The sequence below is a fragment of the Marinobacter salarius genome (genome assembly GCF_032922745.1).
Taxonomy (GTDB): Bacteria; Pseudomonadota; Gammaproteobacteria; order Pseudomonadales; family Oleiphilaceae; genus Marinobacter.
On record NZ_CP136693.1, the window covers coordinates 41,800 to 67,946 of the forward strand.

Annotated in this window: 21 protein-coding genes and 1 tRNA gene; 12 read left to right on the forward strand and 10 right to left on the reverse strand. The window is 58.1% G+C overall.

The window, feature by feature from the left end:
- Positions 1 to 96 precede the first annotated feature (96 nt).
- Positions 97 to 690, forward strand: a complete 594-nt coding sequence (gene plsY / locus R1T46_RS00200) for a glycerol-3-phosphate 1-O-acyltransferase PlsY (protein ID WP_091642284.1) — start codon at positions 97 to 99, stop codon at positions 688 to 690.
- Here plsY and tsaD read toward each other — a convergent pair.
- Positions 687 to 1,742, reverse strand: coding sequence for a tRNA (adenosine(37)-N6)-threonylcarbamoyltransferase complex transferase subunit TsaD (gene tsaD, locus R1T46_RS00205; RefSeq protein ID WP_317307001.1), 1,056 nt, complete (start codon positions 1,740 to 1,742; stop codon positions 687 to 689). The two genes, plsY and tsaD, sit on opposite strands and share 4 nt — an antisense overlap.
- A gap of 239 nt (positions 1,743 to 1,981) precedes the next feature.
- Between tsaD and rpsU the strand changes: the two genes are divergently transcribed.
- From rpsU to R1T46_RS00225, 4 genes are all read left to right on the forward strand, one after another.
- Positions 1,982 to 2,197: a 30S ribosomal protein S21 gene (gene rpsU / locus R1T46_RS00210; protein ID WP_007153483.1), complete on the forward strand. Its 216-nt coding sequence runs from the start codon at positions 1,982 to 1,984 to the stop codon at positions 2,195 to 2,197.
- Between the two features lie 152 nt (positions 2,198 to 2,349).
- A complete protein-coding gene (dnaG, locus tag R1T46_RS00215) occupies positions 2,350 to 4,083 on the forward strand; it encodes a DNA primase (protein WP_317307002.1) in 1,734 nt (577 codons plus the stop codon).
- A gap of 181 nt (positions 4,084 to 4,264) precedes the next feature.
- Entirely contained in the window at positions 4,265 to 6,112 is a 1,848-nt protein-coding gene (rpoD, locus tag R1T46_RS00220) for an RNA polymerase sigma factor RpoD (protein WP_317307003.1), read from the forward strand.
- A gap of 113 nt (positions 6,113 to 6,225) precedes the next feature.
- Positions 6,226 to 6,302 (forward strand) — tRNA-Ile (locus R1T46_RS00225).
- A 17-nt stretch (positions 6,303 to 6,319) separates the two neighbouring features.
- Here the strand turns inward: R1T46_RS00225 and R1T46_RS00230 are convergent.
- Both R1T46_RS00230 and R1T46_RS00235 read right to left on the reverse strand, forming a co-directional pair.
- On the reverse strand, positions 6,320 to 6,652 hold the full coding sequence (locus tag R1T46_RS00230; RefSeq protein ID WP_036203207.1) for a tRNA-binding protein: 333 nt from the start codon (positions 6,650 to 6,652) through the stop codon (positions 6,320 to 6,322).
- A gap of 34 nt (positions 6,653 to 6,686) precedes the next feature.
- Positions 6,687 to 7,367 (reverse strand): glutathione S-transferase family protein, encoded by a 681-nt coding sequence (locus R1T46_RS00235; protein ID WP_317307004.1) that lies wholly within the window; start codon positions 7,365 to 7,367, stop codon positions 6,687 to 6,689.
- 110 nt (positions 7,368 to 7,477) lie between these two features.
- Between R1T46_RS00235 and R1T46_RS00240 the strand changes: the two genes are divergently transcribed.
- The 6 genes from R1T46_RS00240 to R1T46_RS00265 all read left to right on the forward strand — a co-directional run bounded on the left by R1T46_RS00240 (position 7,478) and on the right by R1T46_RS00265 (position 16,372).
- Positions 7,478 to 7,714, forward strand: a complete 237-nt coding sequence (locus R1T46_RS00240; protein WP_036203201.1) for a TIGR02647 family protein — start codon at positions 7,478 to 7,480, stop codon at positions 7,712 to 7,714.
- Between the two features lie 162 nt (positions 7,715 to 7,876).
- Positions 7,877 to 8,467, forward strand: a complete 591-nt coding sequence (locus tag R1T46_RS00245) for a PEP-CTERM sorting domain-containing protein (RefSeq protein WP_036203196.1) — start codon at positions 7,877 to 7,879, stop codon at positions 8,465 to 8,467.
- Between the two features lie 342 nt (positions 8,468 to 8,809).
- The gene (gene aupA, locus R1T46_RS00250) at positions 8,810 to 10,147 is read left to right on the forward strand and encodes an alkane uptake protein AupA (protein ID WP_317307005.1); all 1,338 of its coding nucleotides are present in this window, start codon (positions 8,810 to 8,812) and stop codon (positions 10,145 to 10,147) included.
- Between the two features lie 13 nt (positions 10,148 to 10,160).
- Positions 10,161 to 13,316, forward strand: coding sequence for an Ig-like domain-containing protein (locus tag R1T46_RS00255; protein ID WP_317307006.1), 3,156 nt, complete (start codon positions 10,161 to 10,163; stop codon positions 13,314 to 13,316).
- Between the two features lie 279 nt (positions 13,317 to 13,595).
- Positions 13,596 to 15,890 carry a molybdopterin-dependent oxidoreductase gene (locus R1T46_RS00260; RefSeq protein ID WP_317307007.1) on the forward strand — a complete coding sequence of 765 codons (2,295 nt, stop codon included), beginning with the start codon at positions 13,596 to 13,598 and terminating at the stop codon, positions 15,888 to 15,890.
- Between the two features lie 20 nt (positions 15,891 to 15,910).
- Complete coding sequence (locus R1T46_RS00265; RefSeq protein ID WP_317307008.1) at positions 15,911 to 16,372, forward strand: DUF2489 domain-containing protein; 462 nt, start codon at positions 15,911 to 15,913, stop codon at positions 16,370 to 16,372.
- A 335-nt stretch (positions 16,373 to 16,707) separates the two neighbouring features.
- Here R1T46_RS00265 and R1T46_RS00270 read toward each other — a convergent pair whose 3' ends face one another.
- The 3 genes from R1T46_RS00270 to R1T46_RS00280 all read right to left on the reverse strand — a co-directional run bounded on the left by R1T46_RS00270 (position 16,708) and on the right by R1T46_RS00280 (position 21,245).
- Entirely contained in the window at positions 16,708 to 18,072 is a 1,365-nt protein-coding gene (locus R1T46_RS00270; RefSeq protein WP_317307009.1) for an HDOD domain-containing protein, read from the reverse strand.
- Between the two features lie 129 nt (positions 18,073 to 18,201).
- Positions 18,202 to 20,277 (reverse strand): ATP-dependent DNA helicase RecG, encoded by a 2,076-nt coding sequence (gene recG, locus R1T46_RS00275; RefSeq protein WP_317307010.1) that lies wholly within the window; start codon positions 20,275 to 20,277, stop codon positions 18,202 to 18,204.
- 8 nt (positions 20,278 to 20,285) lie between these two features.
- Positions 20,286 to 21,245 carry a hydrogen peroxide-inducible genes activator gene (locus R1T46_RS00280; RefSeq protein WP_317307011.1) on the reverse strand — a complete coding sequence of 320 codons (960 nt, stop codon included), beginning with the start codon at positions 21,243 to 21,245 and terminating at the stop codon, positions 20,286 to 20,288.
- Positions 21,246 to 21,334: 89 nt separating this feature from the next.
- On the opposite strand from R1T46_RS00280, the gene R1T46_RS00285 reads away from it, so the two are divergent.
- Positions 21,335 to 22,207 carry an NAD-dependent epimerase/dehydratase family protein gene (locus R1T46_RS00285; protein ID WP_317307012.1) on the forward strand — a complete coding sequence of 291 codons (873 nt, stop codon included), beginning with the start codon at positions 21,335 to 21,337 and terminating at the stop codon, positions 22,205 to 22,207.
- A 69-nt stretch (positions 22,208 to 22,276) separates the two neighbouring features.
- On the opposite strand, the gene R1T46_RS00290 is transcribed toward R1T46_RS00285, so the two are convergent.
- The 4 genes from R1T46_RS00290 to gmk all read right to left on the reverse strand — a co-directional run bounded on the left by R1T46_RS00290 (position 22,277) and on the right by gmk (position 26,036).
- A complete protein-coding gene (locus R1T46_RS00290; protein ID WP_300498187.1) occupies positions 22,277 to 22,663 on the reverse strand; it encodes a RidA family protein in 387 nt (128 codons plus the stop codon).
- A gap of 103 nt (positions 22,664 to 22,766) precedes the next feature.
- Positions 22,767 to 24,914, reverse strand: a complete 2,148-nt coding sequence (locus tag R1T46_RS00295) for a RelA/SpoT family protein (RefSeq protein ID WP_317307013.1) — start codon at positions 24,912 to 24,914, stop codon at positions 22,767 to 22,769.
- A 185-nt stretch (positions 24,915 to 25,099) separates the two neighbouring features.
- Entirely contained in the window at positions 25,100 to 25,312 is a 213-nt protein-coding gene (rpoZ, locus tag R1T46_RS00300) for a DNA-directed RNA polymerase subunit omega (RefSeq protein WP_317307014.1), read from the reverse strand.
- Positions 25,313 to 25,403: 91 nt separating this feature from the next.
- Positions 25,404 to 26,036 carry a guanylate kinase gene (gmk, locus tag R1T46_RS00305; RefSeq protein ID WP_317307015.1) on the reverse strand — a complete coding sequence of 211 codons (633 nt, stop codon included), beginning with the start codon at positions 26,034 to 26,036 and terminating at the stop codon, positions 25,404 to 25,406.
- Between the last annotated feature and the right edge of the window lie 111 nt (positions 26,037 to 26,147).

A 26,147-nucleotide genomic window follows, 5' to 3' on the forward strand; every position in this document is an offset into this window, starting at 1 on the left:
TAAAATCTGACCTGCTTCGTCGCGGGGCCGGCATTTTCTCACAAATGACCAGTACGCGTCTTTGCGTCTTTTTCACTTTGCCAATGATCGCCACCGATGAGCTATCTGAGTGACCCGGTACTGACCGTTCTACTGTGCGCCCTGGCCTACCTGGCGGGCTCAATGCTGTTTGCACTGCCGGTCTGCCGCGCCTGGCACCTGCCGGACCCGCGTGCACAGGGTTCCGGAAACCCCGGCGCCACCAACGTCTACCGTACCGGCGGATGGCCGCCGGCGGCACTGACGTTATTCCTGGATGCCGCCAAGGGCTGGCTTCCGGTATGGCTTGCCCACCAGGCAGACCTGACCATCCTTTCCCAAGCCATGGTGGCGCTGTGCGCGGTGACCGGGCACATGATTCCGTTGTTCTATCGGTTCAAGGGTGGAAAAGGCGTGGCGACGGCGCTGGGCGCCGGGCTTGCGCTGGCTCCAGCGACCACGCTTCTACTCGCCGCCATCTGGGCCCTGGTGATGTGGCGCTGGAAAATTTCGGCACTGGCTTCGATTGTGGCCATTGTCAGCGGCCCCATCATCAGTGCCCTGATCGAACCCGACACCCTGCCACTGTTCGGCCTGCTGGCCATCCTGATTGTGGTACGTCACCGCAACAATCTGATCCGTATGGCCCAGGGCCGGGAACCGGGCTTCTAGTCCACCAGCCCATTCGTCCGTGGCTCACCAACCGGTGGCAGTGTATTCATCGGCCAGCGCGGCACCGCCACGATCCGATCGCCGTCCTGCTGGCCTGCGTTCATACGCTGGCAACCCGCGTAGGCAATCATGGCGCCATTATCCGTGCAGAACTCGGGGCGGGCGTAGAACACCGCGGCACGAAGCTTCTCAGTCATTTTCTCAAGCCCGGCACGCAACCGCTTATTGGCGCTAACGCCGCCAGCAATCACCAAACGCTTGCAACCGGTCTGCTCCAGGGCACGACGGCATTTGATGGTCAGCGTATCCACCACTGCCGTCTCGAAGGCCAGGGCAATATCGGCGCGAGTCTGGTCATCCAGACCCCCAGCACGTTCCGCCGCAGTTACCGTATTGAGGGTAAACGTTTTCAAGCCACTGAAACTGAAATCCAGCCCCGGCCGGTCGGTCATCGGCCGCGGGAACCGATACCGGCCCGACGTGCCCTTTTCAGCCATCGCCGCTACCCTAGGCCCGCCAGGATAATCCAGCCCCAGCATCTTGGCGGTTTTATCGAAGGCCTCGCCGGCGGCATCGTCCACAGACTCACCCAGCATTTCATACTCGCCAATGCCCTTAACCAGCACTAACTGGGTATGGCCGCCGGAAACCAGCAAGGCGACAAAGGGGAACGCCGGAGGATTATCTTCCAGCATCGGTGCCAACAGGTGACCTTCCATGTGATGGACACCCAACACCGGCACACCCAGGGCAAATCCCAGGGCGTGGGCCACGGAGCCACCCACCATCAGTGCACCCACCAGGCCGGGACCGGCAGTGTAGGCAATGCCTTCGATATCAGCGCGAACCCTGCCGGCATCGGCAAGCACCTGATCACACAGCGGCAGCAATTTGCGAACATGGTCGCGGGAGGCCAGCTCCGGCACCACACCGCCGTAGTCCGCATGCATATCAATCTGGCTGAACAACGCATGCGCCAGCAGCCCGCGTTCGCTGTCATAGAGGGCAACGCCGGTTTCATCACAGGAAGTTTCAATACCGAGAATCAGCATAAGTAAGGGCCACAACTCCGGGCTGGTAAACGTAAACGAGGCATTTTAGCAGAAACCCGAAACCCTCCGTCAGTTTCATCGAACAAACATTGACCTTGGCCATGGGCAGGCGCTATCATTGCCGGCCTTAAATAAGCACTGGTCGAGTTTTAGCCAATCTGACCAGGGATCGAGTCGATTTGACAGACAGGTCGATCAGACAAAACAGAAACCGAATCAATCAGGTAGGTGATTTTCGAATGCCAGCTGTTAAAGTGAAAGAGAATGAACCGTTTGACGTAGCCCTTCGTCGCTTCAAGCGCTCCTGCGAGAAAGCAGGCGTTCTGTCGGAAGTACGTCGCCGTGAGCACTACGAGAAGCCGACAGCCGTGCGCAAGCGCAAGGCAGCTGCAGCCGTCAAGCGTCATCTCAAGAAGCTTCAGCGGGAACAGCGCAAGTTCGAGCGTCTGTACTAAGCTTTACCGGACGCCGCTTGACTGCAAGCCTATAATCGCCTGTATAGCCACAGGTTGCACAGAGCGATACCAAAATGCCGCCGAGGCCTGGCTTCGGCGGCATTTTTGGCTGTACTTCCAGGCCCGGCACTTCCCGCGCGACCGGAGACACCATGAGTGGACTGATCCCACAACGCTTTGTTGAAGACCTGCTCGACCGGATAGACCTGGCGGAGCTGATCGGATCACGTATCACCCTGAAAAAGGCCGGTGGCAACTACAAGGCCCGCTGCCCCTTCCATGATGAGAAGACGCCGTCTTTCAACGTTCGGCCGGACAAGGGCTTCTACCACTGCTTTGGCTGTGGCGCCCATGGCGATGCCATCAGTTTTGTCCGCGAATTCGACGGCCTGGGCTTTACCGACGCGGTAGAGGAACTGGCCCGCCGAGCCGGCATGGAAGTGCCCTACGATCAGAGCGCGCGCCAGGAAATGCAGCAGGCGCGAACACTGACGGACGCTCTGGATTACGCCAGCCGCTTCTATCAGTCTGCCCTGAAGGGCCAGCAAGGCGAATTCGCCCGGGACTACCTCAAACAGAGAGGCCTGGACGACAGCATTATTGAGCAATACCAGTTGGGCTATGCGCCCGGCACCGGTACCGCCCTGTTCGACAGTGCCAGCAAGGATTTGCAGGAACCGTTAGTCGAGACCGGCACCGTGTCCGACCGCTACGGCCGGCCGAGGGACCTGTTTCGCAACCGGGTGATGTTCCCGATCCGCAACAGTCGCGGCCGGACCATTGCGTTCGGCGGGCGCACACTGGGTGATGACAAGGCCAAGTACATCAACTCTCCGGAGTCTGATGTGTTCCATAAAAGCCGCGAAATCTACGGCCTTTATGAAGCCAAACAGTCGATCCGCCAACTCGACAGGCTTCTGGTGGTGGAAGGCTACATGGATGTCATTGCGCTCGCGCAGAACGGCATCCACTTTGCCGTGGCCACGCTGGGCACAGCCACAAACCAGGACAGCCTGTCGGCACTGCTGAAACAGGTACGGCATCTGGTGTTCTGCTTTGACGGCGACCAGGCCGGTTACCGGGCGGCCGACAAGGCTCTGGAAAATGCGCTGGAATTGCTGACCGACGGCCTGCACCTGCAGTTCCTGATGATGCCGGACGGTGAAGACCCGGACACATTGGTGCGCAAGGAAGGCCCCGACGCGTTCCAGGAACGCATCAACGGCGCCACGCCCTTGTCTCGCTACCTGTTCAACCGGCAAAGCGAAGGGCTGGATCTGACGCTGCCGGAAGACCGGGGCGAGCTGAAGGCACGGGTAGAGCCGCTACTGAAGAAAATGCCCAGGAGCACCCTCAGGGATGCCATGTGGCACGAAATGCTGCGACTGTGCGGCAACAACCGGGGCGACTGGCAGAGCCGACGCCAGCCGAACGGCAAGGGCGGATACGGCGAGCGCCGGGTGCAGGAACAACGGATTGACGTAAAACTCAGCAAGGATACCCAGCTTTGCCTGGCCCTGCTGGAAGCACCGGACATGGCCAGCGAAATGGCCGAACTGTGTCGCAGCAGCCGCCAGTACCGGCAGGCTGGCCAGTTTGCCAACTGGATTCTGGAGAACGCCATCAAAGACCGGCGCTCCCTGATCCGCGAACTGGCAACAGATAACCGTGCCAGAGAACAGTTTTACAGCCTGTTCGATGGCATTGAACACGTCCCCGCACGGGAACAGACTCTGGCTGGCGCCAGGGAAATGCTGAACCCGAATCGGGAAGTGGCACGCAAGCAACGGCTGGCGTCTCTGCTATCGGAAAAACGTAGCCTGGCAGACCTTAGCGCTGAAGAGCGGCAGGAACTGAAGGCACTGACCGGACAGAACGACGACTGACCAGCGCCAGAAAACAGCGCCGGCGGGCCAAAAAAACGCAATAACTGCCGCCGGAAACGGCACTGCACTTGAAACTTGCAGTATTGATCACCATCTAACCATCCGGTGGCAGAGCAACCGCGCGACAGCTATAATGGCTGTTTCACTTTTTTCCTTTTACCAGCGAGTTCACAGGGTGTCTATGTCAGGCAATTCGCAGAAATCACGTCTTAAAGACCTCATTGCACGAGGCAAGGAACAAGGTTACCTGACTTACGCCGAGGTAAACGACCACCTCCCGGAAGACATTGCTGACCCGGACCAGGTCGAAGACATCATTCGCATGATCAACGACATGGGCATCCAAGTGTCTGAAGTGGCACCGGACGCAGACACGCTGCTGATGACCGACGGCGACTCCACCGCTGACGAAGCTGCGGCCGCTGAAGCCGCTGCGGCACTCGCAGCCGTGGAATCCGACGCTGGCCGCACCACGGACCCGGTCCGCATGTACATGCGCGAAATGGGCACCGTGGAGCTGCTGACTCGCGAAGGCGAAATTGTCATTGCCAAGCGCATCGAGGAAGGTATCCGTGATGTCATGGCCGCCGTGGCCCACTTTCCCGGCATCACCGGTACCGTTATCCAGGCCTACGACCGCATCATCGAGAACGAAGGCCGCCTCAGCGACATCGTCTCCGGCTTCCTCGACCCCGACGGCGCCGAGCCGTTCATGGAGGAAGACACTACCCCGGACACGTCCAGCACCTCGGACGATTCATCCGACGACGATGACGATGACGACAGCGAAGAAGAAACCGAAAGCGGTCCGGATCCGGAAGAAACCCGTCTGCGTTTTGAGCTGCTGAAAGAAAAGCTCGATGCCGCCGACGCAAGCCTGGCCAAACACGGCCGCGGCCACAAGAAAACCCAGGAAGCCCTGAACGAATTGGGCCAGGTATTTGCCCCGTTCAAGCTGGGCAACAAGGCGTTTGACGAACTGGTGAACGTCGTTCGCTCCACCAACGATCTGGTGCGGGAGAACGAGCGGGCGATCATGAAAATCTGCGTACGCGAGTGCAAGATGCCGCGTAAGGATTTCATCAAGTCGTTCCCCGGTAACGAAACCAGCCTGGACTGGGCCGAGAAGATGTCCAAGGGCAAAAAGCCCTATGCACCTCTGATTGCTGAGCGCATCGACGAAATTGTCCGCCTGCAGAAGCGCATTGCCAATATCCAGACCGAAGTGGACCTGGACGTTTCCGACATCAAGGAAATCAACCGCCGCGTTTCCATCGGCGAAGCCAAGGCCCGCCGTGCCAAGAAGGAAATGGTGGAAGCCAACCTGCGTCTGGTTATCTCCATTGCCAAGAAGTACACCAACCGCGGCCTGCAGTTCCTCGATCTGATTCAGGAAGGCAACATCGGCCTGATGAAGGCGGTCGACAAATTCGAGTATCGCCGTGGCTACAAGTTCTCCACCTACGCCACATGGTGGATTCGTCAGGCCATCACCCGCTCCATCGCGGACCAGGCCCGCACCATCCGTATTCCGGTGCACATGATCGAAACCATCAACAAACTCAACCGCATCTCCCGTCAGATGCTGCAGGAGATGGGCCGCGAGCCCACGCCGGAAGAGTTGGGCGAGCGCATGGAAATGCCCGAGGACAAGATCCGCAAGGTACTGAAGATCGCCAAGGAACCGATCTCCATGGAAACCCCGATCGGTGATGACGAAGACAGCCACCTGGGCGACTTCATTGAAGATATCCAGGCCCTGTCACCTGTTGACTCCGCTACCGCTGAAGGCCTCCGCGAAGCTACCCGCTCCGTGCTCTCCGGCCTGACCGCGCGCGAGTCCAAGGTGCTGCGCATGCGCTTCGGTATCGAAATGAACACCGACCACACCCTGGAAGAAGTGGGCAAACAGTTTGACGTAACCCGCGAGCGAATCCGCCAGATCGAAGCCAAGGCCCTGCGCAAACTGCGCCATCCTTCCCGCTCCGATCACCTGCGCGGCTTCATTGACGATCAGGGCAACGGATAACACCACAACAGTAGCGGGCGCCATCCCTCACCGGTATAATGGCGCCCGCTTTGTTGCTCCCGCCCGGAAGCGACACCCCAAAAGCAAACCTTTAAGCAGCATCCGCTGAAAAAGGGCCTATAGCTCAGTTGGTTAGAGCAGAGGACTCATAATCCTTTGGTCCCTGGTTCGAGTCCAGGTGGGCCCACCATTTCCCCAGTTTTACCTTCAGATAAGCCTCTGCCCATTACTCACCTTGTGATCCGTGCTTACCAGGGTTATCGCCCCCTCATCATTCTTGATCCCAGTCACCAGGCACTCGGACATAAATTTGCCAATCTGTTTTGGCGGGAAGTTTGTTACGGCGAGCACCTGTTTACCCAATAACGTCTCAGGATCGTACAGGTCGGTAATCTGCGCACTGGATTTTCGGATGCCCACTTCCGGGCCGAAATCGACTTTCAACTTGTACGCCGGCCTGCGGGCTTCCGGAAATTCGTTTACCTCGATGATGGTGCCGATGCGCAGCTCTACGTTCTCAAAGTCTTCCCAACTGATCATGCCTGGTGAGTCCTCTGTCTGTTAAAGAAAGTGGCTATTGTCTGTGGTCCGCAAGCAAGGTGCCGACGGTGAACGCGATGTCCTCGTGTTCGGTGTCTCGCCACGGTTCCGCGAGGGATTCGGCTTCCCACTGCTGCATACTGCCTAACGCCAGAACCCTCTCAACGTAGGCAGCGGCGCCTTCGCTCAGGTCCAGCCCGTAGGTGCGAACCCGATAGACGACAGGGGCAAAGAAGGCATCCACAGCGCTAAAGCGGTCACCGGCGAGGAACGGGCCACCGAACTGCTGCAGGCCATGGGACCACAGGCTGTCGATGCGGTCGACATCCTTTTGCAGGCCCTCACTGACCGTGTTCATGCGGATACGCAGGCCCACGTTCATGCTGCAGATATCCCGTAGCGACTGGAACCCGGAATGCATTTCAGCAGCAGCACAGCGAGCCCAGGCGCGGGCCTTTGCGTCTTTGGGCCAGACGCCCTCGTGACGCTCGGCCAGATACTCAATGATGGCCAGCGAGTCCCATACGGTTGTGCTTTCATCCGTGAGGCAGGGTACCTTGCCGCTGGGGCTCAGGCGCCTGTAAGCCTGCCAGGTGGGCTCGTCACCAAACACAATGAGCTGCTCATTAAACTCAATGCCCAGCTCCTTCATCAGGACCCAAGGGCGTAACGACCATGACGAGTAGTTCTTGTTCGCAATATGAAGGGTGTACATCCCTGTCTCCATCCAGGTGGGGTGGTTTATCCGGAAATCAGTTTTGCCGAATACCGTGGCTTCGTATACAACTACACTAAGACCATTAAAAATAACACAAGGAACGCACCATGCCTTTCTCTTCCGACCACATTGATGAACTCAACCTGCTGGCGATGTTCGATCTGTCTTCCGCGCAGGAGGGCATTAAGGTTCACCAGCATTCAGCTGCACCGGAGATGGTGACCGCGGCAGAACGTTTGCACCAGAAGGGGCTGATCACTCAGAAGGATGGCGGTTACCTGACAAGTCTGGGCAGTGAAATGGCGGAGCATGCGCAGAAGGTGCTATCGGTGCTGACCAGTTGACACTGGCATCGTGACTCCGGGAATGTCAGCTTTTCTTACACTATCAAACCGAGTCGGAAACTGCGCTTTGCCTATGTATCGGTAACAACGATGATTTTGGACTGTGGCACCTTTAATGCTGTGATTCTCCCGTAGTAAGGAATATCACCGGGAGTAGCAAAAATGAACACGAGAACTAAGTTTTGGCCACTGGTGGCTGGAACGCTGACATCCGCATTACTGATGTCAGGTTATGCTGTCGCGGCACCCATCAAATGTGATGATGCCTATAACTATATGCAGATGGACGATTCGCAGGCCACAGCATGCCTGGCGTCCGGCAAGAACAACCCGAGCTTTACCGGCAACCCTGCCAATGACATTTTTCTTAACAACGCCGCAGGAACGGGTTATCAGTTTGTGGAGAAATCTGAAAACGCAGGGAACCCCACAGCACTTTACAATCTGGAGTACGGACAGACCGACAGCACCGGCACCTGGGAATTCGATAGCAGCCTTTGGGACTCATACAGCACTATTGCAATCGGCTTCAAATTTGGTGGCGGAAACAAGGCTGACAACTGGTTCGTTTATGAACTTAACTCCCTCGTCTCCTCTGGAGACTGGGCGTACTTCGGCAAGGGTAATGGCCTGTCTCACGTGAGCCTTTACGGCAAGGGCTCTGTTACCGTGCCCGAACCTGGCTCACTGGCGCTGCTGGGCATTGGCATCATCGGCCTGACACTGGTTGGTCGAAAACGCCGCGCGAACTGAAACGTCGAGTTTCAATACACATTAGCGCAGTATTCAAAGGCTCCCGGAAGGGAGCCTTTTTTATGCCCGCAGAAAACCTGAAACAGTTCACAACTCTTCGTTACAGAAATAAACACCTTCCGGCCTGATAAGGCTCTGTATTTCCTTCATTTTTAAACCATCTTTAACTAGAGGGTGGTCGTTTCGACACCAAAAGCTGTCAAAGAAGCCAACGTCCCGATAAGACAAGAGCACTACACTGCTTTTCGAACAAATGTACCAACAATAATTGCCAGCCCTGTTACCCGACTCCGGGGGCACGGCAAAGGTCCATAACAAAGACAAACAAATGGAGTGTGTTTCATGGTTTCAACCTCCCGCTTTTCCCTGCGTGCGATGACATTCGCCGTTGCAGCCGCCTCGGCCGGTTTTTCATTGAATGCCTCTGCCAGTATGGGCAATATCGGTACAACCTATGGCGTGATGCCCGTGGACGTGGCTACCGCACAGTCCCTGTCGATGTTCAACGAGCAGGTGTCAGCCACCTATTACAATCCGTCCTATCTGACCAGTGACGAGCGTGGCGAGCTGACCGGCGGCATCCTTCACGCGGAGCAGGAATTGCGCTCCAGCCGTTCCGATGCAGACGGCGATATCATTTCGGATTCGCCGAGCCAGCACGTCCTGATCGGCATGAAAACCAACCTGGCGTCCCTGACCCGCTTCGATCACCCGATTTACCTGGGCTTCATCGCAGGCGTTGAGAAGTATGGTAAGGAAATGCTGGCATTCTCCTCGGAAACCTCCGAAACCGGGCAGTACCTGCAATATGGCAAGGAACCCCTGTTCCTGAACATTGGTGGTGCCACCCCCCTCTGGCGGGGCATCTCAGGCGGTTTTTCGGTGCGTGTCACTCTGGAAGCAGCCGCTCAACTGGATGCCGTTTCAACACTTGGCGGTGAAACCAGCCGCGAGCGACTGGCGGTTAACGCCGAGCCGTCGCTGAAGTCCATCCTTGGCACCACCATCAAGTGGGGCGATACTTTCTGTCCGGACAGTGACTGTTTCCTCGACGGCTGGGAAAGCGCGATCACCTATCGCACCAAGTCATCCGCTTCGACGTCTGTAGACTCCAACATTATCGTTACACAGACCATCCCCGACCCGGGCCTGAGCCTTGCGGTGGCTACTATCGATTCCTTCCAACCGGAAACCTTTGCCATAGGTACCCAGTATAAGGGTGATGGCTGGCGCATCGGCGGCAGCATTGAGCAGCAGAACTGGTCTGAGCTGGAAGACGAGTTCGCCAGCGATACGATCAAGGACCAGGAGGGTGTCAGTGCCGCCAACCGCATCCGTTTTGATGACATTCTGGTGCCTCGCATCGGCGCTGAATACCAGCTCAGCCGTCACTTTGCCGTCCGGGGCGGGCTGGCGTATGAGGAGTCTCCCCTCAAAACCACCCGCAACCCGGAGCTGAACTATCTGGACACCGACAAGATCGTGGCCGGGCTAGGCATCAGTGCAACCTATGAACGCACCCGTGTGCTGGCCTACCCGGTACGGTTGGATATCGGTTACCAATATCAGCAGCTGCAGGACCGGGATTTCACCATCGTCGACTATGACGGTAACGAACAGCAGGCAACCGCCGACGGTGACGTTCACGTTATCAGCGGCTCCATCACCCTGAAGTTCTGAGGAGAGGTTTGCCATGAAACACAACAATACATTGGCACTGATTCCCGCGATGTTCCTGGCAGCATGCGGCGGGGGTGATGAACAGACCATCGACGAGCCCACAACTCCGGGAGAGGTGGTTTACTCCTACCCGGCGGATGGCCAGAGCAACGTTAGCCCCAAGGCCGACATGGTGCTGCGCTTCTCCCACGCGCTGTCTGACAACGATGTTGCCAGCAAAATCCGCATCACCGATGGTAGCACCGAGCTGAGCTTCACGGCCGAAAGCGTGGATGGTGGGCGCAGTCTGACATTGTCGCCACAGGGCGAACTCAGCCCGGGCGCCGACTACACCATTGAGTTTACCGAGGCATTGCAGGCAGAAGGCGGCCGTGCGATTCCGACCCCCAATGCTTTTGGCCCGGAGGGCGTGCAGTTTTCAACACGGGGTGCATTCAGCGGCATCGCCGGGCTGGACAACCTGAGCCCCGAGTTAACAGTTGCGGAAATGATTCCCTCCGGGGGCAATGTATTCCAGCCCATGAACTTCTCAACGTTCCGACTGCAAATGACCCAGACCGTACACCCGGACTGGAAGGCACTCGGTGGTGTCATTGAAATCACTGACAGCAACGCGAACGTGGTGCCGGCCACCGTTCTTGTGAAAGGCCGGGACATCACCATCGACCCCTGCCTGGCAGACTCGAAAGAGCGCTGTGGCCGCGAGGAGGACATACTCACCTCGGGTGAGACCTACACCGTGTCAGTCCGCAACCTGCCGAGTCTCCATGGCGACACGCTGGACGACTTCAGCCAAACTATCACCCCACGCGACACCGGCCCAACCGTTGTGCTGTCCCAGCAAGTGGTGGATTCCGGTCTGAACGCCGGCGAGAGCGCCGCGAACACCCGCAAGTCTCGGCTAAACGGGCAAATCATCAACGGAATTACTCTGAACTCCGTACTGCAGGGCAATGCCGGGCCGTCCCAGCAAACCGGCGATCTGTTTGCAGAGCTCGCTTACGCACCGGCATTTACGGCGGATGAGCCCCTGCCACTGCGAGTTCCGAAAGGCAGCGTGCTGACCAGCAGCAGCCTGGATGTCCGTGTCAACGGTGAGGTACCGGTTATAGATCCGGCAACCGGAAACATCCAGAAAACCGGTGACATCAAGGTGACCATGTTGTCGGACGCCACCGGTTACCTGATGCCAAACCCCTACACGGATAACATGAACGCGCCGCGCCACGTCAAACTGTTCATGGATGTTGCCATGAACACGGAAGAGGCGCAGCCCAATGCTTCGTTATCCCAGGACCTGCTTGGGGTGGAGCTGACCGGCATCGCGATCGTGGAAGACGGCGTTCTGACCATCGACGCCATCGGCATGGTGGAACCCAACCTGCTGGGCCAGGAATTCACCGATGCCACCATTGCGTTTCGCATCGAAGCCGCGACGGATTCCGAGTCCGCACTGGATGCCGCCGAACAACGGGACGAAGAACTGGCGGACAACACCGGCCCACAGTTAGTGAGCTGGATGCCAGGACCGGACGATGCCTTCCCGGGTGATCGTGATCAGATGCAGCGCCCTGGCGACCCGATCGTACTGAATTTTGACGAACCGCTGGACGCCGATACCATCGCCGATGGCATTGTGCTGGACGCGGCAGGCACACCGCTGACGGTTGGCGACAACACACTGGACGCCAAACTCGACGGAACCGCCCTGGTACTGAACCCGGTCGGAGGCCTGGAGCATGGTGTTGATTACACCGTGCAGATTGGCAACGCGTTGACCGACCTTGCAGGCAATGGTGTCACACCGCAGAACCTCAGCTTCGCCCTCCCTGACATTGGCGGCGGTTCAGTCCCACAGAGGTCACCTCTGGCGCTGACAACCTATCCCGGTTACCCATGCGTCACCACCGGGGTCAACCTAAGCCAAGATAGCCATGGGCAGTGTGTGGATAACGCACCTAATGGTCCTCGCGGGGACGAGTTGCCGGTAACTACCATGCCTACGGACCGCCCCATCGTGGTTGTGTTCTCCCAGTCCATGGATCTGGACTCCATCCGCAGCGGCGAGACGTTTGTGGTTGAGAGAGTGGACGAGAGCGGCGCTGCAATTGAAGCGGTATCCGGCCGGCTGGAGAAGAACAATCAACGGATTCGGTTTTACCCGGAAGAGCCCTGGGAAATCGATAGCCTGTATCGTTATCGCATGAAATCCACTTCCGGAGGCCAATGCCAGACCGGAACCGAGGATTTCATCTGCGGCGCCAACGGCCTTGCCCTGCAAACCGATCTCCTGGTAAACCCTGAAGATGTTGGCGGGCCAAATATGGACATTTACTTCCGAGGTGGTGAAGCGCTAGATACAGTATTCACTCCCTTACGGAACCTGCCGATTCGGGATACAAACTCGAACTATGTGGTTGACTGCGACGCGCTGGGTTCCCAAGACTGCCTGGAGCCATTCGATCATGAAGTGGATCCAAACGATGCCAGCGAGTTCCTGCCGTCCGCCAATGCCGCAAAACTGAAATCAGCAGGCAACGCAACAATACTGCTAATGTCCACTCCGGCAAGAGTCGGGTGCCCGACCAACGGTGATGAATGCCCAGAGAATAAATTCATCTATCAGACCTATGGACTGAATACAGAGGTTATCGGCCCCTACATCGATCCGGACTCAGGAGAGCAGACCGGTGTAAGGGTACTCTTATACCCAACCATGCTCGCGACAACCTCTACCTCGGTTTACCTGCGGATTGCCGGCTTGATCACGCTGGAAGAACCGACTGGGCCACAGATCCTTCGGATGCGATACAACACGGAGACTTCCGAGGACAATCCACAAGGCTTGGTGGAAGGCGTTATTGTCGAGAATGATGATGGCCAGACCGAGTTCAGAACCGAAGCCCGCCTTCAGCTCGACGCCCCGCTGCTGGAACCACCCATTGGCGGACCACACGACCTGTACAGCAAACCGTTCACTCTTGAACTGAAAGGCGACATCAACTTCTTTGATGACGGCAGGATGCAAATAGAGCAAAGAAACACCAATCGTGTGCCGCTGACAGTCAACATAGAAAGCTTGGGGAACATTCCTCTGGAAATTCCAGCTGGCGGCGTTTACCTGAACTTCCTGTCCAACCCCATCAAGGAAATTCCAGCAGAGTACTAACTTCAGGCTCCGCTACTTATGGCCAGCCCTCGGGCTGGCCTTTTTTGTGGCCGGAAAGGCCATAAACCGGTTTTCCACTCTCCTGCGTTTCCTGCTAATCTGGTTGCCTGTTGAAACCAACTCCGAAGTCCGGGGCCAAGCGGGGACGGTGTTCCGAAACCGTGCGGAGCCATGGATGGCGGAGCCCGAGCGTTACAGGGACGTATTCAAAGCGTGTTTCGGAATACCGTCCCTGCTTGGTCATGCTCAGAACAATAACAACCAGTTTGGAGAGACCCCATGGAAAACGGCACCCACTACCGTACCTGCCACCTGTGTGAAGCCATGTGTGGCGTGGCCATCGAGGTCAGGGATGGCCATGTCACCTCCATCAAGGGCGACGAGGACGACCCGTTGAGCCATGGCCACATCTGCCCCAAGGCCGTCGCCCTCCAGGACCTCCACGAAGACCCGGAGCGCCTGCGCAAACCGGTACGGCGCACCACCGACGGCTGGCAGGAAATGGAGTGGGACGAAGCCTTTGACCTGGTGGCCAGCCGACTGCACCGGGTACGCAAAGAGCACGGCCGCAACAGTATTGGCGCTTACCTCGGCAACCCCAACGTACACAATCACGGCTCGCTGGTGGCTACCATGCCATTCCTCCGGGCCCTGGGTACCCAGAACCGGTTCTCCGCCACCTCCAACGACCAATTGCCCCACATGCTGGCCAGCCTGGAAATGTTCGGGCACCAGATTCTCTTCCCGATACCGGACATCGACCGCACCGACCTGTTCATCTGCATTGGCGCCAATCCGATGGCCTCCAACGGCAGCCTGATGACCGTGCCGGACTTCCGTGGGCGACTCAAGGCACTCAAGGGCCGTGGCGGCAGGATGGTGGTCGTGGACCCACGCCGCACAGAGACCGGCAAACTCGCCGACGAATTCCATTTCATCCGCCCCGGCACCGATGCCCTGCTGTTAATGGCCATGGTGCACACCCTGTTCGAAGAGAACCTGGTCAATCTTGGCCACGCGGAACAGTGGACAAAAGACGTGGATCTGGTACGACTGGCGGCGCTAGGATTTACACCTGAAGCTGTCAGCGAAAACACCGGCATGCCGGCTGCTGATATCCGCAACCTCGCGCGGCAACTGGCCACAACACCGAGGGCTGCGCTGTACACCCGTATGGGCACGAGTACCCAGGCCTTTGGCGGCGTTGCGACCTGGCTTGCCTACGTGCTAAATATCCTGACCGGGAAGCTGGACAGCACTGGCGGCATGATGTTCACACAACCCGCGATTGATCTGATCGCACTCGGTGGCATGTCCGGCCAGAAGGGCCATTTCGGCAAGCGGTTCAGCCGGGTGAAAAAACTGCCTGAGTTTGCAGGCGAATACCCTTCAAGCACCATTGCCGATGAAATTCTCACGCCGGGCGAGGGCCAGATACGGGCGTTCGTGACGGTGGCGGGCAACCCGGTGCTTTCAAGCCCCAACGGCGGACGGCTTGACGAGGCCTTCACCGGCCTCGACTTCATGGTATCGGTGGACTACTACCTCAATGAAACCACCCGTCATGCGGATGTCATACTGCCACCCACCGCCGGGCTGGAACGTAGCCACTACGACCTGATCTTCAGCATGTTCGCGGTTCGCAATACCGCCAAGTACAGCCCCGCCCTGTTCGATGCCGGCAAGGATACCCGCCACGACTGGCAGATATTGCTGGAACTGGCACACCGTCTGGAGAAGAAGCGTAAAGGTGGCCGCCTGCCCCTGCGTTCCGAAATGGGTTGGCGCGCGTTCAAGCAGATCGGGCCCGACCCGATTCTTGATCTCATGCTGCGGGCCGGGCCCTACGGAACCAACATCGGGCCTGCACGCGGCCTGGTCCAGCCGGCCATCGATCTGGTGATGGATATACTTCCAGAGCGCCATCCCTTGCGGGGTCTGGCAAAAATGAGTCCACTGAACCGCCACTGGCAGGATTTGCCCAAGGGGTTGTCCATCAGCGCCCTGAAGGAACTGCCCAACGGCGTGGATCTCGGGCCGCTTCGCCCATGCATGCCTGGCAGGTTGTTTACCCGCGACGGCAAGGTAAACCTCGCCCCACGCCGGTACCTGCAGGATCTGGGGCGGCTTCATGCCTTACTCGCGGCACCGCCCTCCGACGATCTGTTACTGATCGGCCGTCGGCACGTTCGCAGCAATAATTCCTGGATGCACAACAGTCAGCGGTTGGTGAAAGGCAAGGACCGCTGTACCCTGATGATCCATCCCAAAGATGTCGCTCGCTGTGGCCTTCAGGCTGGCGATTCCGCCGAGATTGGCTCTACCTCCGGGCAGATTGTATTGCCGGTGGAGATCACCGAGGATGTGATGCCAGGCGTGGTTTCAGTACCCCATGGCTGGGGCCACCATCGGGAGGGTACCGGTCAGAGCGTGGCAGTTGCCCACGCTGGCGCCAGCATAAACGACGTGTTGAGTGATCAGGAAATTGATCCGCTTGTTGGCACATCCGTACTCAATGGACAGACTGTGTCCGTGAAAGTCTGGCGTGCGGACCGCCAACGCAAACAGGCCTGATATTTTCAAGGGAGATCTCTATGCCGCCGTGGCTTCAATGGACACTGATTATTGCCGGTCTGCTGGCCATCACGCTGCTTGCAGCGTTTATCAGCCGCCAGTTCCGCGCCCTGCAGGACGACAGGAGGCGACAGGAGAAAGCCGAATCTTTCCGGAGGGAGCGCCGGGACAGCATGATTGAAAGCATCCGGGTATTGGCTATGGCGGTGGAAGAGGACCAAATCGAATACTCAGAAGCCTGCCTGCGAATCAAGGGTTTGCTGGATCACGTTGCGCCGGAGTTGCTGGAACAGTCGCCTTTCCGGGTTTTCCAGGAAGTGCATGATCAGATCCAGCATATGCCGACCCACCGTGCCCGCCAGGAAACAGATGCCCGCTTTGTGGACAAGATGGACCGCGAGCGCCTGGCGGTCGAGGAGGAGCATGCCGATGCCATCCGGCGCGCCGCAACCGCCATTCGACACCACCCATTCCAGGCTTGAAGCTCACCCCGTACCGACATGATGATCCAGTATTTTGTAACAATTTGTAATTAGATTTCGTCGCTGACAATTTGATTAGCTTTACAAATCAATCCCTTCAGCAGTCGCGAAATTATGACGCCCCGCTCATTCACCAAACACCAACGTAGCCAGCTTTTATTTCCCTCCGTATTGGCTAAATTTAAAAAAGCGCGTTGCCACTACCGACCCTGCAACAGCGCTCTTTGTTTTCTCCTGAACACGTTGATTTGATTCTGCAACAAGCGGGTGAGCTTGCCGGCCTTCGGGCCGGCTTTTTTGCGGGTTTTGGGAGGTGGTCAGGCGGTGACGGAGCCCTACTGATTCATCATCCCCGCCATCGCCATGATGCTATCCTTGTTTTCGACCAACTCGTCGAACTGCGCTTCCACCTTTTCCCTGCTCAGCCCGAGAGATTCGTAGAATGCGTCCGACACCTCTTCACCCGCACCCAAGGCAACATCGCGTTTGGTCAGCAGTTGCCGGCTCAGCCAAAGCAGTTTGCTGTACACCGCATGGGGGCCGTCATAACCAGGGTTTTTCTGGTTGCGGATTGCCAGGCAGACTTCGTCTGGCATCCCCCAGTTCTGCATCAGTTCCGCCGCGATCTGCTCACGGGTCACACCCAGCAAAAAATGCTCGATCATTGAGGAATCGAGATGGGGGTTGGCTTCCAGCGACCGGCACACCAGCTTGAAATGGGGAGGAAACACCTGTGCCAGTACCAGGTAGCCAAAGTTGTGCAACAATCCCCCCAAGTACGCTAGACCGAAGATCGGACGTTCGCCACGAGGCATCATGCTCGCCAGGATCCCCGCCGACTGGGCTTGCCATATTGCCTGTTGCCAGTAATCCACATAGCCTTCAGGATGATCCTGGGGCTGTTTCAGGGCACGCCCCAGGGACAGCCCCATGGCGAGGTTCATCACCAGGTCAAACCCCAGAATCCGTGAGACAGCGTCGTGCACAGAACGCACCTGCCCCGCCGCCGCATAAAAGGACGAGGACGCCCAACTGACAACCTGAGCAGCCAGACTAGGGTCACTTTCCACAACATCCACCAGATCCCCCATTACAGCGTTGGGATTCACTCGCAGGTGAATAATGCGCTGGGCAGTTTCGGGCAGAGGGGGCAACTCCAGCGTATCTTCCAGTCGCTGCTGAATGCGCAGCGAGGTAAACCGGCGAATAGCGGAATGCAGCTGATCCCGGTCCTTCTCCGGACTGTTGAGATTCACGGCAATGGTATCCCGCGCCACCGAAAACGAATGGCGGTCGGCCGCGACGGTGATTCCCCGGAACTCGTCGCCGGGCATGACCATACAAAGATTCTGCTCACCCAGGACCAATGCCACGGACGCCAACTCATCAACTCGAACGTCCACAATCGTGGGCCAGCCGGTTAGAGACGGCAAGGCGGGGAGCTCAGTCAGGCCAGAGCGCTCACGAACCCGAACCTGCTCTCGCCGCTTCATCACCCGCAAATCCCGCCCCAATTGTTTGTTCAGGGCATTGATATCCAGCAGGTCCCCCTCGCGGCATATGGCCTGGAGATTCCCCTCGTCATCCGTGAGCAACACCATTCGTAACAGTTCGCCGCCACGGGCCTGGCTCACATCCCTAAGGGAAACGCCGGCAGCAGACTCACCCAACGCCTGCCTGACTACGACAGGTAGCTCCATAAGTTTCTCCCAAAATGTAGACGGTGCCCCGTTGGACACATTGGTTTCACTCAGTATAGGGCACAATCGGCGACCCAACTTTGACGGCAGGCGGGTTTTCACACGATTTGTTAGACCGGCGCGGTGCTTTTATACGTCGCCGTAGCGAATTCGCTCCCCCAACCAACGGCGAATCAAACCGTTCACCAACGCCGGCTGCTTCATCAGCGGCGGTGCCATTTCACGGATTGGCTCTATCCAGCCCTTGTCTCGTTCAAAATCTGCCAGCCGGAACTGCATCATACCGGTCTGGCGGGTGCCTAACACTTCTCCCGGCCCGCGTATTTCCAGATCTTTCTCGGCGATCACGAAACCGTCCTGACTGTCGCGCAAGGCCTGCAAACGGGCCTTGCCATTCAGCGATAGTGGTGGATGGTACATCAACACACAAAAACTGGCCTCTTCGCCCCGGCCCACCCTGCCGCGCAGCTGATGCAACTGCGCCAGGCCCAGGCGCTCCGGATTTTCGATGATGATCAGCGAGGCATTGGGGACGTCCACTCCCACCTCAATCACGGTGGTTGCCACCAGCAGGTCGAGTTCGCCGTTCTTGAATTGTTCCATCACCGCCGCTTTTTCAGCCGCCTTTAGGCGACCATGAACAAGCCCCACCTTCAGATCCGGCAGACGTTCCGCCAGCTCCTGCGCGGTCACTTCCGCCGCCTGGCACTGCAGCGCCTCTGATTCCTCAATCAGCGTGCACACCCAGTATGCCTGCCGGCCTTCTTTGCAGGCCCTTCGCACCCGATCGGTCACATCGTCACGCCGGCCGTCCGGAATGGCTATGGTTTCGATAGGCTTGCGGCCGGGGGGCAGCTCGTCAATTACCGAGGTGTCCAGGTCCGCATAGGCGCTCATGGCCAGCGTACGCGGAATCGGCGTCGCTGTCATAATCAACTGGTGCGGCGCCATGGTGCCGCCGACACCCTTTTCCCGCAGGGCCAATCGCTGGTGCACGCCAAAACGATGCTGTTCGTCGACAATCACCAGTGCCAGTCGGCTGAACGCGACATCGTCCTGAAACAGGGCATGGGTGCCGATCACCACGGTGGCTTCGCCACTGCCAACGGCCTCCAGGGCCTCGGTTCGCGCCTTGCCCTTTATCTTTCCCGACAGCCACGCCAACTGGATGCCAAGCGGCTCCAGCCAGCTGCGAAAATTCTGGTAGTGCTGTTCTGCCAGTATTTCAGTGGGCGCCATTAGCGCCACCTGAGCGCCAGCACCGATTGTCTGCAGCGCCGCCAGCGCTGCCACCACGGTTTTGCCGGACCCCACGTCCCCCTGCACCAACCGCAACATGGGGACCGGCTGGCTGAGATCCTGACGGATCTCGGTCATTACGTGTCGCTGTGCCCCGGTGAGGCTGAACGGAAGCAAATCAAGGAAGCGTTCCGGCAGATCACCGGTTGGCAGTAACGGCAGCGCTTCCCGGGCCTGAACCTGCTGCCGTACCTGCAAAAGGCTGAGTTGGTGGGCCAGCAGCTCTTCCATGACCAGTCGCTGTTGGGCCGGGTGCCGCCCCTCCATCAACAGATGAACCGGCGCATTGGCCGGCGGCGAATGCACCAGCTCGACCGCTTCGGTGATACCCGGCAACTGATAACTGGTGAGCAGTTCTTCCGGCAACCAGTCTCGGATCGGGTAGCGTTTGAGGTAGCCCAGAGCCTGTTGGCACAGGCTACGAACCCGCGGTTGCTGAATGCCTTCTGTCAGGGGATAAACGGGCGTTAGCGTGGCCTCACCCTGCGCGGGCATCGGCGGCGGATTGACCTGGTATTCAGGGTGGTAGAATTCGTAACCGGCCCGCCCCGGCCGAACTTCGCCGAAACAACGCACCCGCGCACCTTCCGTGAGTTGGTTCTTCTGGGCAGCATTGAAATGGAAGAAACGCATGACCAGAAAGCCGCTGTGATCCTTCAGGGTCACCTGCAGGCTGCGGCGCCGTCCCATCACCAGATCGGCCTTCATCACCTCGCCTTCCACCACGCCGACGTCGCCGATACGGAGGTTACCCATGGGAATAATGCGGGTGCGGTCCTCATACCGGTGAGGAAGATGGAACAGCAGGTCCTGCAGCGAACGGATGCCCAGTTTCGACAACTTGTCGGCCAGGGCATTACCGACGCCCTTCAGGGTGGTAACGGCAATGTCGTCCAGTGACATCATAGCCTGGCTCAGGCGGTAGCGGCCGCGGCCGGGGTGTCAATCTTCGCTTTCTCGATCACCCGGCATTGGCTGGCCGCCAGCGACAGCACATCAATCGCTTTTGGTCGTGGGAAAGTAACCCGCCAGGCCAATGCCACTGTGCGATAGGGCACCGGTGCCGCGAAAGGCCTGACAGCGAGTATGTTCTCGTCATACTGCATCGCTGTAGCGGCGGACAGCGGTAACACCGTAATACCGAGGCCGGAGGCTACCATGTGGCGAATGGTTTCCAGTGAACTGCCTTCGGTCACCAGAGAGGGCGCCGCAGCACTGGGATTACGGGTGACCGCATCCACCAGCGGGGGGCAGGACTCCAGCACTTGGTCACGGAAACAGTGGCCGGGACCGAGCAGCAGCAACTGCTCCTTCGCCAGTTCCTCCGCTGTCAGGCTCTCGCGTTTGGTCAGCGGGTGGCCTCCCGGCAGCAGCACCACAAAAGGCTCGTCGTAGAGCGGCAGAGTGACGACCTCGGGCTCTTCAAACGGCAGTGCAATGATGATGGCGTCGAGTTCTGACTGGCGCAGTTTCTGGCGCAGTGTGGCCGTGTAGTTTTCTTCGATGTAGAGCGGCATCTCAGACGCGGCGCGGCGAAGCTCCGGCAGCAGGTGCGGGAACAGATAGGGGCCGATGGTATAGATGGCGCCTACCTTAAGGGGGGCATTGAGCTGGTTCTTGCCGTCCTGTGCCATGTCACGGATAACACCCACCTGGTCCAGAACCCGCTGGGCCTGGTCGATGATACGCTTGCCCGTTTCAGTGACGCGGATACTGTTCTTGCTGCGCTCGAACAGGGGTATGCCGAGCTCGTCTTCCAGTTTCTTGACGGCCACACTCAGGGTCGGCTGGCTGACGTGGCAGCGCTCGGCAGCGCGGCCAAAATGCCTTTCCCGGGCAAGGGTAACAACGTATCTTAACTCGGTCAGAGTCATGGCGAGCTCCGGTCAGAATTCGTCCAGGTCAGGGATCGTGCAAACGTTCCGTGAATTTATTAGCCAAAGCATAAGGATTGATATTGCCTATGGCAATCACTGAGCACCAACAAACACCAAGAATACTGGTCGCCGGCTGCGGCAAGCTTGGCGGCGCCATTGCCTCACAGCTTACCGGAATGGCAAAGGTGTACGGCCTGCGACGCAATCCGGACAAGGTTCCAGAGGGTGTCCATGCGCTGGGGGCGGACCTGATGGTGCCGGAGCAGGTGCAGTCGGTACTGCCGGACAATCTCGATATTGTGGTTTATTGCCTGACGCCAGCAAGCTACGACGACAAGGGCTATCACAATGCCTACGTAAAGGGCCTGCAGAACCTGATCGACGCCCTGGACGGGCACCGACTCACCCGACTGGTGTTTATCGGTAGCAGCAGTGTCTATGCTCAGGACGATGATTCCTGGGTGGATGAGAGCAGCTCAACCGAGCCCGCCCGATACAGCGGCCAGGCGATACTCGAGGGTGAGCGGATCGCCCTGGAAAGCGGCAGTTCGGCAACCGTAATCCGTTTCAGTGGCATCTACGGCCCGTCACGGGCGCGCTTCCTCGACGCGGTGATGAGTGGCGGCATGGCTCCGACCTCTCCCGGCCCCTATAGCAACCGTATCCACGAAGCGGATGCGGCCGCGGCCACCTGCCATATCGTGGGGCGGGCACTCGCAAGCCAGCCACTTGAGGACTGCTACCTAGCCAGCGATTGCGAGCCCGTGCGGCTCGATGAAGTGGTGGCATGGGTACGGGAACAATTGCCCTGCGACAAGCCTGGCCCCGACGCCCGTAAAGGTGGCCGCGCAGGCAGTAAGCGCTGTAACAATCGGCGGCTGCTGGACTCTGGATTCCATTTCCGCTACCCGGACTTCAGGGTGGGCTACCGGGAAATGATAGCCGAAAAAACCCGGTAGGCCTGGCGATCACCCCACCAATGAAAAAGGCGGCCCGTAGGCCGCCTTGGGTGTTAGCTTGAGCGAGTATCAGCTCAGCACCATCACCGCTTCCATCTCAACCGGAACGCCCTTGGGCAACGCCGCGACACCCACAGCGGCCCGCGCCGGATACGGCTCTGGAAAATACGTGGCCATGATTTCGTTCACCGTTGCAAAGTTGCTCAAATCCGTCATGTAGATGTTGAGCTTGACGATGTCCTTGAGCTCTCCGCCACTGGCCTCGCAGACGGCTTTAAGGTTTTCGAACACCTGCCGGGTCTTGGCGGCGAAATCACCCGCGACCACCTCCATGGTTTCCGGCACCAGCGGAATCTGCCCAGACAGGTACACAGTGTCTCCGGCTTTAACTGCCTGGGAGTATGTGCCGATGGCCTGTGGCGCGTTATCAGTCTGTATTACGGATTTGTTGGTCATGACCTTGGGGCCCTCTTTATCAAAACGCCAATCCTCACCTTTGGGTGGATGGCATGTCAACAGGCCAAACGTCGCGGCCATGGCCTGTTGCATAACGGTTGCGTCACTGCCTTACACGATTAATATGAGTGACAGCGCGAATATTCCTGATCCGCCGCATCACCCTGGCAAGGTGTCGGCGCCCGTTCACATGTACCACCAGGCCGACAATGCCCAGCCTCGCATTCTGCTCTTCCACATTGATACGCTCGATGTTGCCGTCCGCCATGGCAACTGCATTGGCAAGCTCCGCAATAACCCCGCGCTGGCGTTCGAACTCCACCCGAAGCTCAACAGAGAACTCGTTGGCAATGTCCTTGGCCCACTTCAAATGAGTGAGACGCGCCCTGCCTTCATCATCTTCCGGCAACCGTGAACAGGTATCCGAGTGAATCACCATGCCGTTGCCCGAGTCCATGGCGCCGACCACCGGATCACCGGGAATCGGTTTGCAACAGCTCGCAAACCGAACCAACAGGCCTTCGGTGCCACGAATGGTAACCGGGCTGTTATCAGCTTTATCCATGATCGTCGCCGATGCCACGTTCGACGCTTCATTGTCTGTTTTGCCGCTGACCAACTGGCGGGCTACGAGGTAGGCCATACGGTTGCCCAGGCCAATGTCGCTGACCAGGTCCTCGAAACTGTCCACCTGGTTGTGACGGACCACCGCCTGGATCTGATGTTCGTTGATCTCCGGCAGGCTGGCACCAAATCCTTTGAGGGATTTTTTAAGCAGGGTTTTACCCAGATCCAGGGATTCGGCACGCTTCTGGTTTTTGAGCACATGGCGAATACTGCTGCGGGCCTTACCGGTTACCACGAAACTGAGCCAGGCGGGATTGGGCCTTGCCCCGGGCGCGGTAATGATTTCAACCGTCTGGCCACTTTGTAGCGGCTGGCTCAGGGATCCGAGGTTGCGGTTGATACGGCAGGCCACGCAGGCATTACCGATGTCCGTATGGATGGCGTAGGCAAAATCCACAGGGGTGGCTCCGCTGGGCAACTCCATGATCTTGCCCTTGGGCGTGAACACGTAAATCTCGTCCGGGAACAGATCGACCTTCACATGCTCGATGAATTCCAGGGAATCATCCGCGCGCTCACGCATCTCCATCAGGCCTTTCACCCAACGGTCTACCCGTGTCTGGTTGACACTGGTGACACTGGATGGCTCGTTCTTGTACATCCAGTGGGCCGCAATACCGTTATTGGCAATGTGCTCCATTTCCTCGGTGCGGATCTGGATTTCGATATTCACATGCATACCAAACAAAGTGGTGTGCAGAGACTGGTAGCCATTGGCCTTGGGCATGGCGATGTAGTCCTTGAAACGGCCCGGCAACGGCTTGTAGAGGCTGTGCACGGCCCCGAGGATGCGATAGCAATCGTCCTCGGTGTCGGTAATGATCCGGAAAGCGTACACATCCATGATTTCGTGGAAGGACTTCTGCTTGAACTTCATCTTGTTGTAGATGCTGTTCAGATGCTTCTCCCGACCCAGGATACGACCAGGCAAACTACGCTCTTCCAGTTTTTCCTGTAGCTTGCCACGGATATCGTCGATGATTTCCCGGTGACTGCCCCGCAACTTCGCCACGGCTTTGGAAATGTATTTCGAGCGCATCGGGTACAGCGAGGAGAACCCGAGGTCCTCCAGCTCGGTACAGATGGAATGCATGCCCAGCCGGTTGGCAATCGGGGCGTAGATATCCAGGGTTTCGTTGGCAATGCGCTGGCGCTTCTCGTAGGGCATTGGGCCCAGGGTGCGCATGTTGTGCAGGCGGTCCGCCAGCTTGACCAGAATAACGCGAATGTCCCGCGCCATGGCGAGGGTCATCTTCTGGAAGTTCTCGGCCTGGGCCTCGGCACGGGAGCGAAATTCAATCTGGGTAAGTTTGCTGACACCATCCACCAGCTCAGCCACATCCTCGCCAAACTGCTCTGAAAGCGCATCCTTGGGAATGCCGGTGTCTTCGATGACATCATGGAGCATGGCTGCCATCAGGCTTTGGTGATCCAGCTTCAGGCTGGCAAGGATTCTGGCCACCGCCAGAGGATGGGTAATATAGCGATCGCCGCTTTTGCGCATCTGCCCTTCGTGGGCCTGTTCGGCATAATAGTAGGCTCTTCGCACCTGATTGATGCGATTGGTATCAAGATACGTGCTGAGTTCATTGGCCAGCACATCAACCGTTGCCTCTGCCGACACCGCGCCTCCGTGGGGATCATAAATGTCAGGGATAAAAAAACCCGAATGCACGCATTCGGGTCCTTCCGACGTTCTTCCAGTCATGCCTATAGATACACTATAAAACCGCAAGAACAGATTTCAATGCTTTGGACGGGTAACCAGAAAATATTCCCGCCTTCGGCCACATTCAGCGACCTTGAGCCTTACTCGTCGTCATCCTCGGCGAGGAGATCGCGGGTGATTTTACCTTCGGCAATTTCACGCAGGGCGATAACGGTAGGCTTGTCGTTCTCTTCGGCGACCAGCGGCTCGAAACCTTTGGTTGCGATCTGGCGGGCACGCTTGGTGGCCAGCATAACCAGCTGGAAGCGGTTATCAACGTTTTCAAGGCAATCTTCAACGGTAACTCGTGCCATAACTTCCCCGACAATAGCAAAATGACTGATTTCAGCAGACCGCGTAGTTTACTGCGGCCGGTTCAATTTGTATACAGGCAATGTCAGCCGGTCAATGGCGCTCGGACAACCTGGTCAGCAGCCCGGAATGCCTGACCTGCTGGGCCTGCATGCGCAGACGATGGCAATGGACAATCGCCAGCAGGTCGTCCAGCGCGATGTCGAAATCATCGTTAACCACCAGATAATCGAATTCCACCGCGTGGCTGCACTCATCCGCCGCCTCATTGAGGCGACGCGCCACCACCTCCGGTGCGTCTGTGCCCCGGCCGGTCAGGCGATCCTTTAACGCCTCCGGCGATGGCGGCACGATGAAAATGCTGACACAGTCTGGCATCAGGTGGCGGACCTGCTCCGCACCCTGCCAGTCAATTTCCAGGATCACGTCCTGACCCGTGGCCAGTGTTTGTTTCACCCAGACCTGTGAGGTGCCGTAGTAGTTCCCGAACACATCCGCATGCTCCAGAAAGTCACCGCAATTGATCATCGCCTCGAAGGCTTCTCGGCTGACGAAATGGTAGTTGACGCCATCCTGCTCACCCGTTCGTATAGGCCTGGTTGTATGGGACACGGAGACACCAAGCTTTTCGTCCTGCTTCAGCATTTGAGCCACCAGGCTGGTCTTACCTGCACCCGAGGGGGCGGAAATCACATACAGCGTGCCTTGTTCTGACTCCTGGCTCATGGGACTAACAACTCCGGGCATTGACGGGCTTTCAGTTGGCGCGGAACAAACCCGGCGCCACCACAATAACGAGGGCGGGATTATACGGCGTTTGCGCCGCCCCCGCATCCA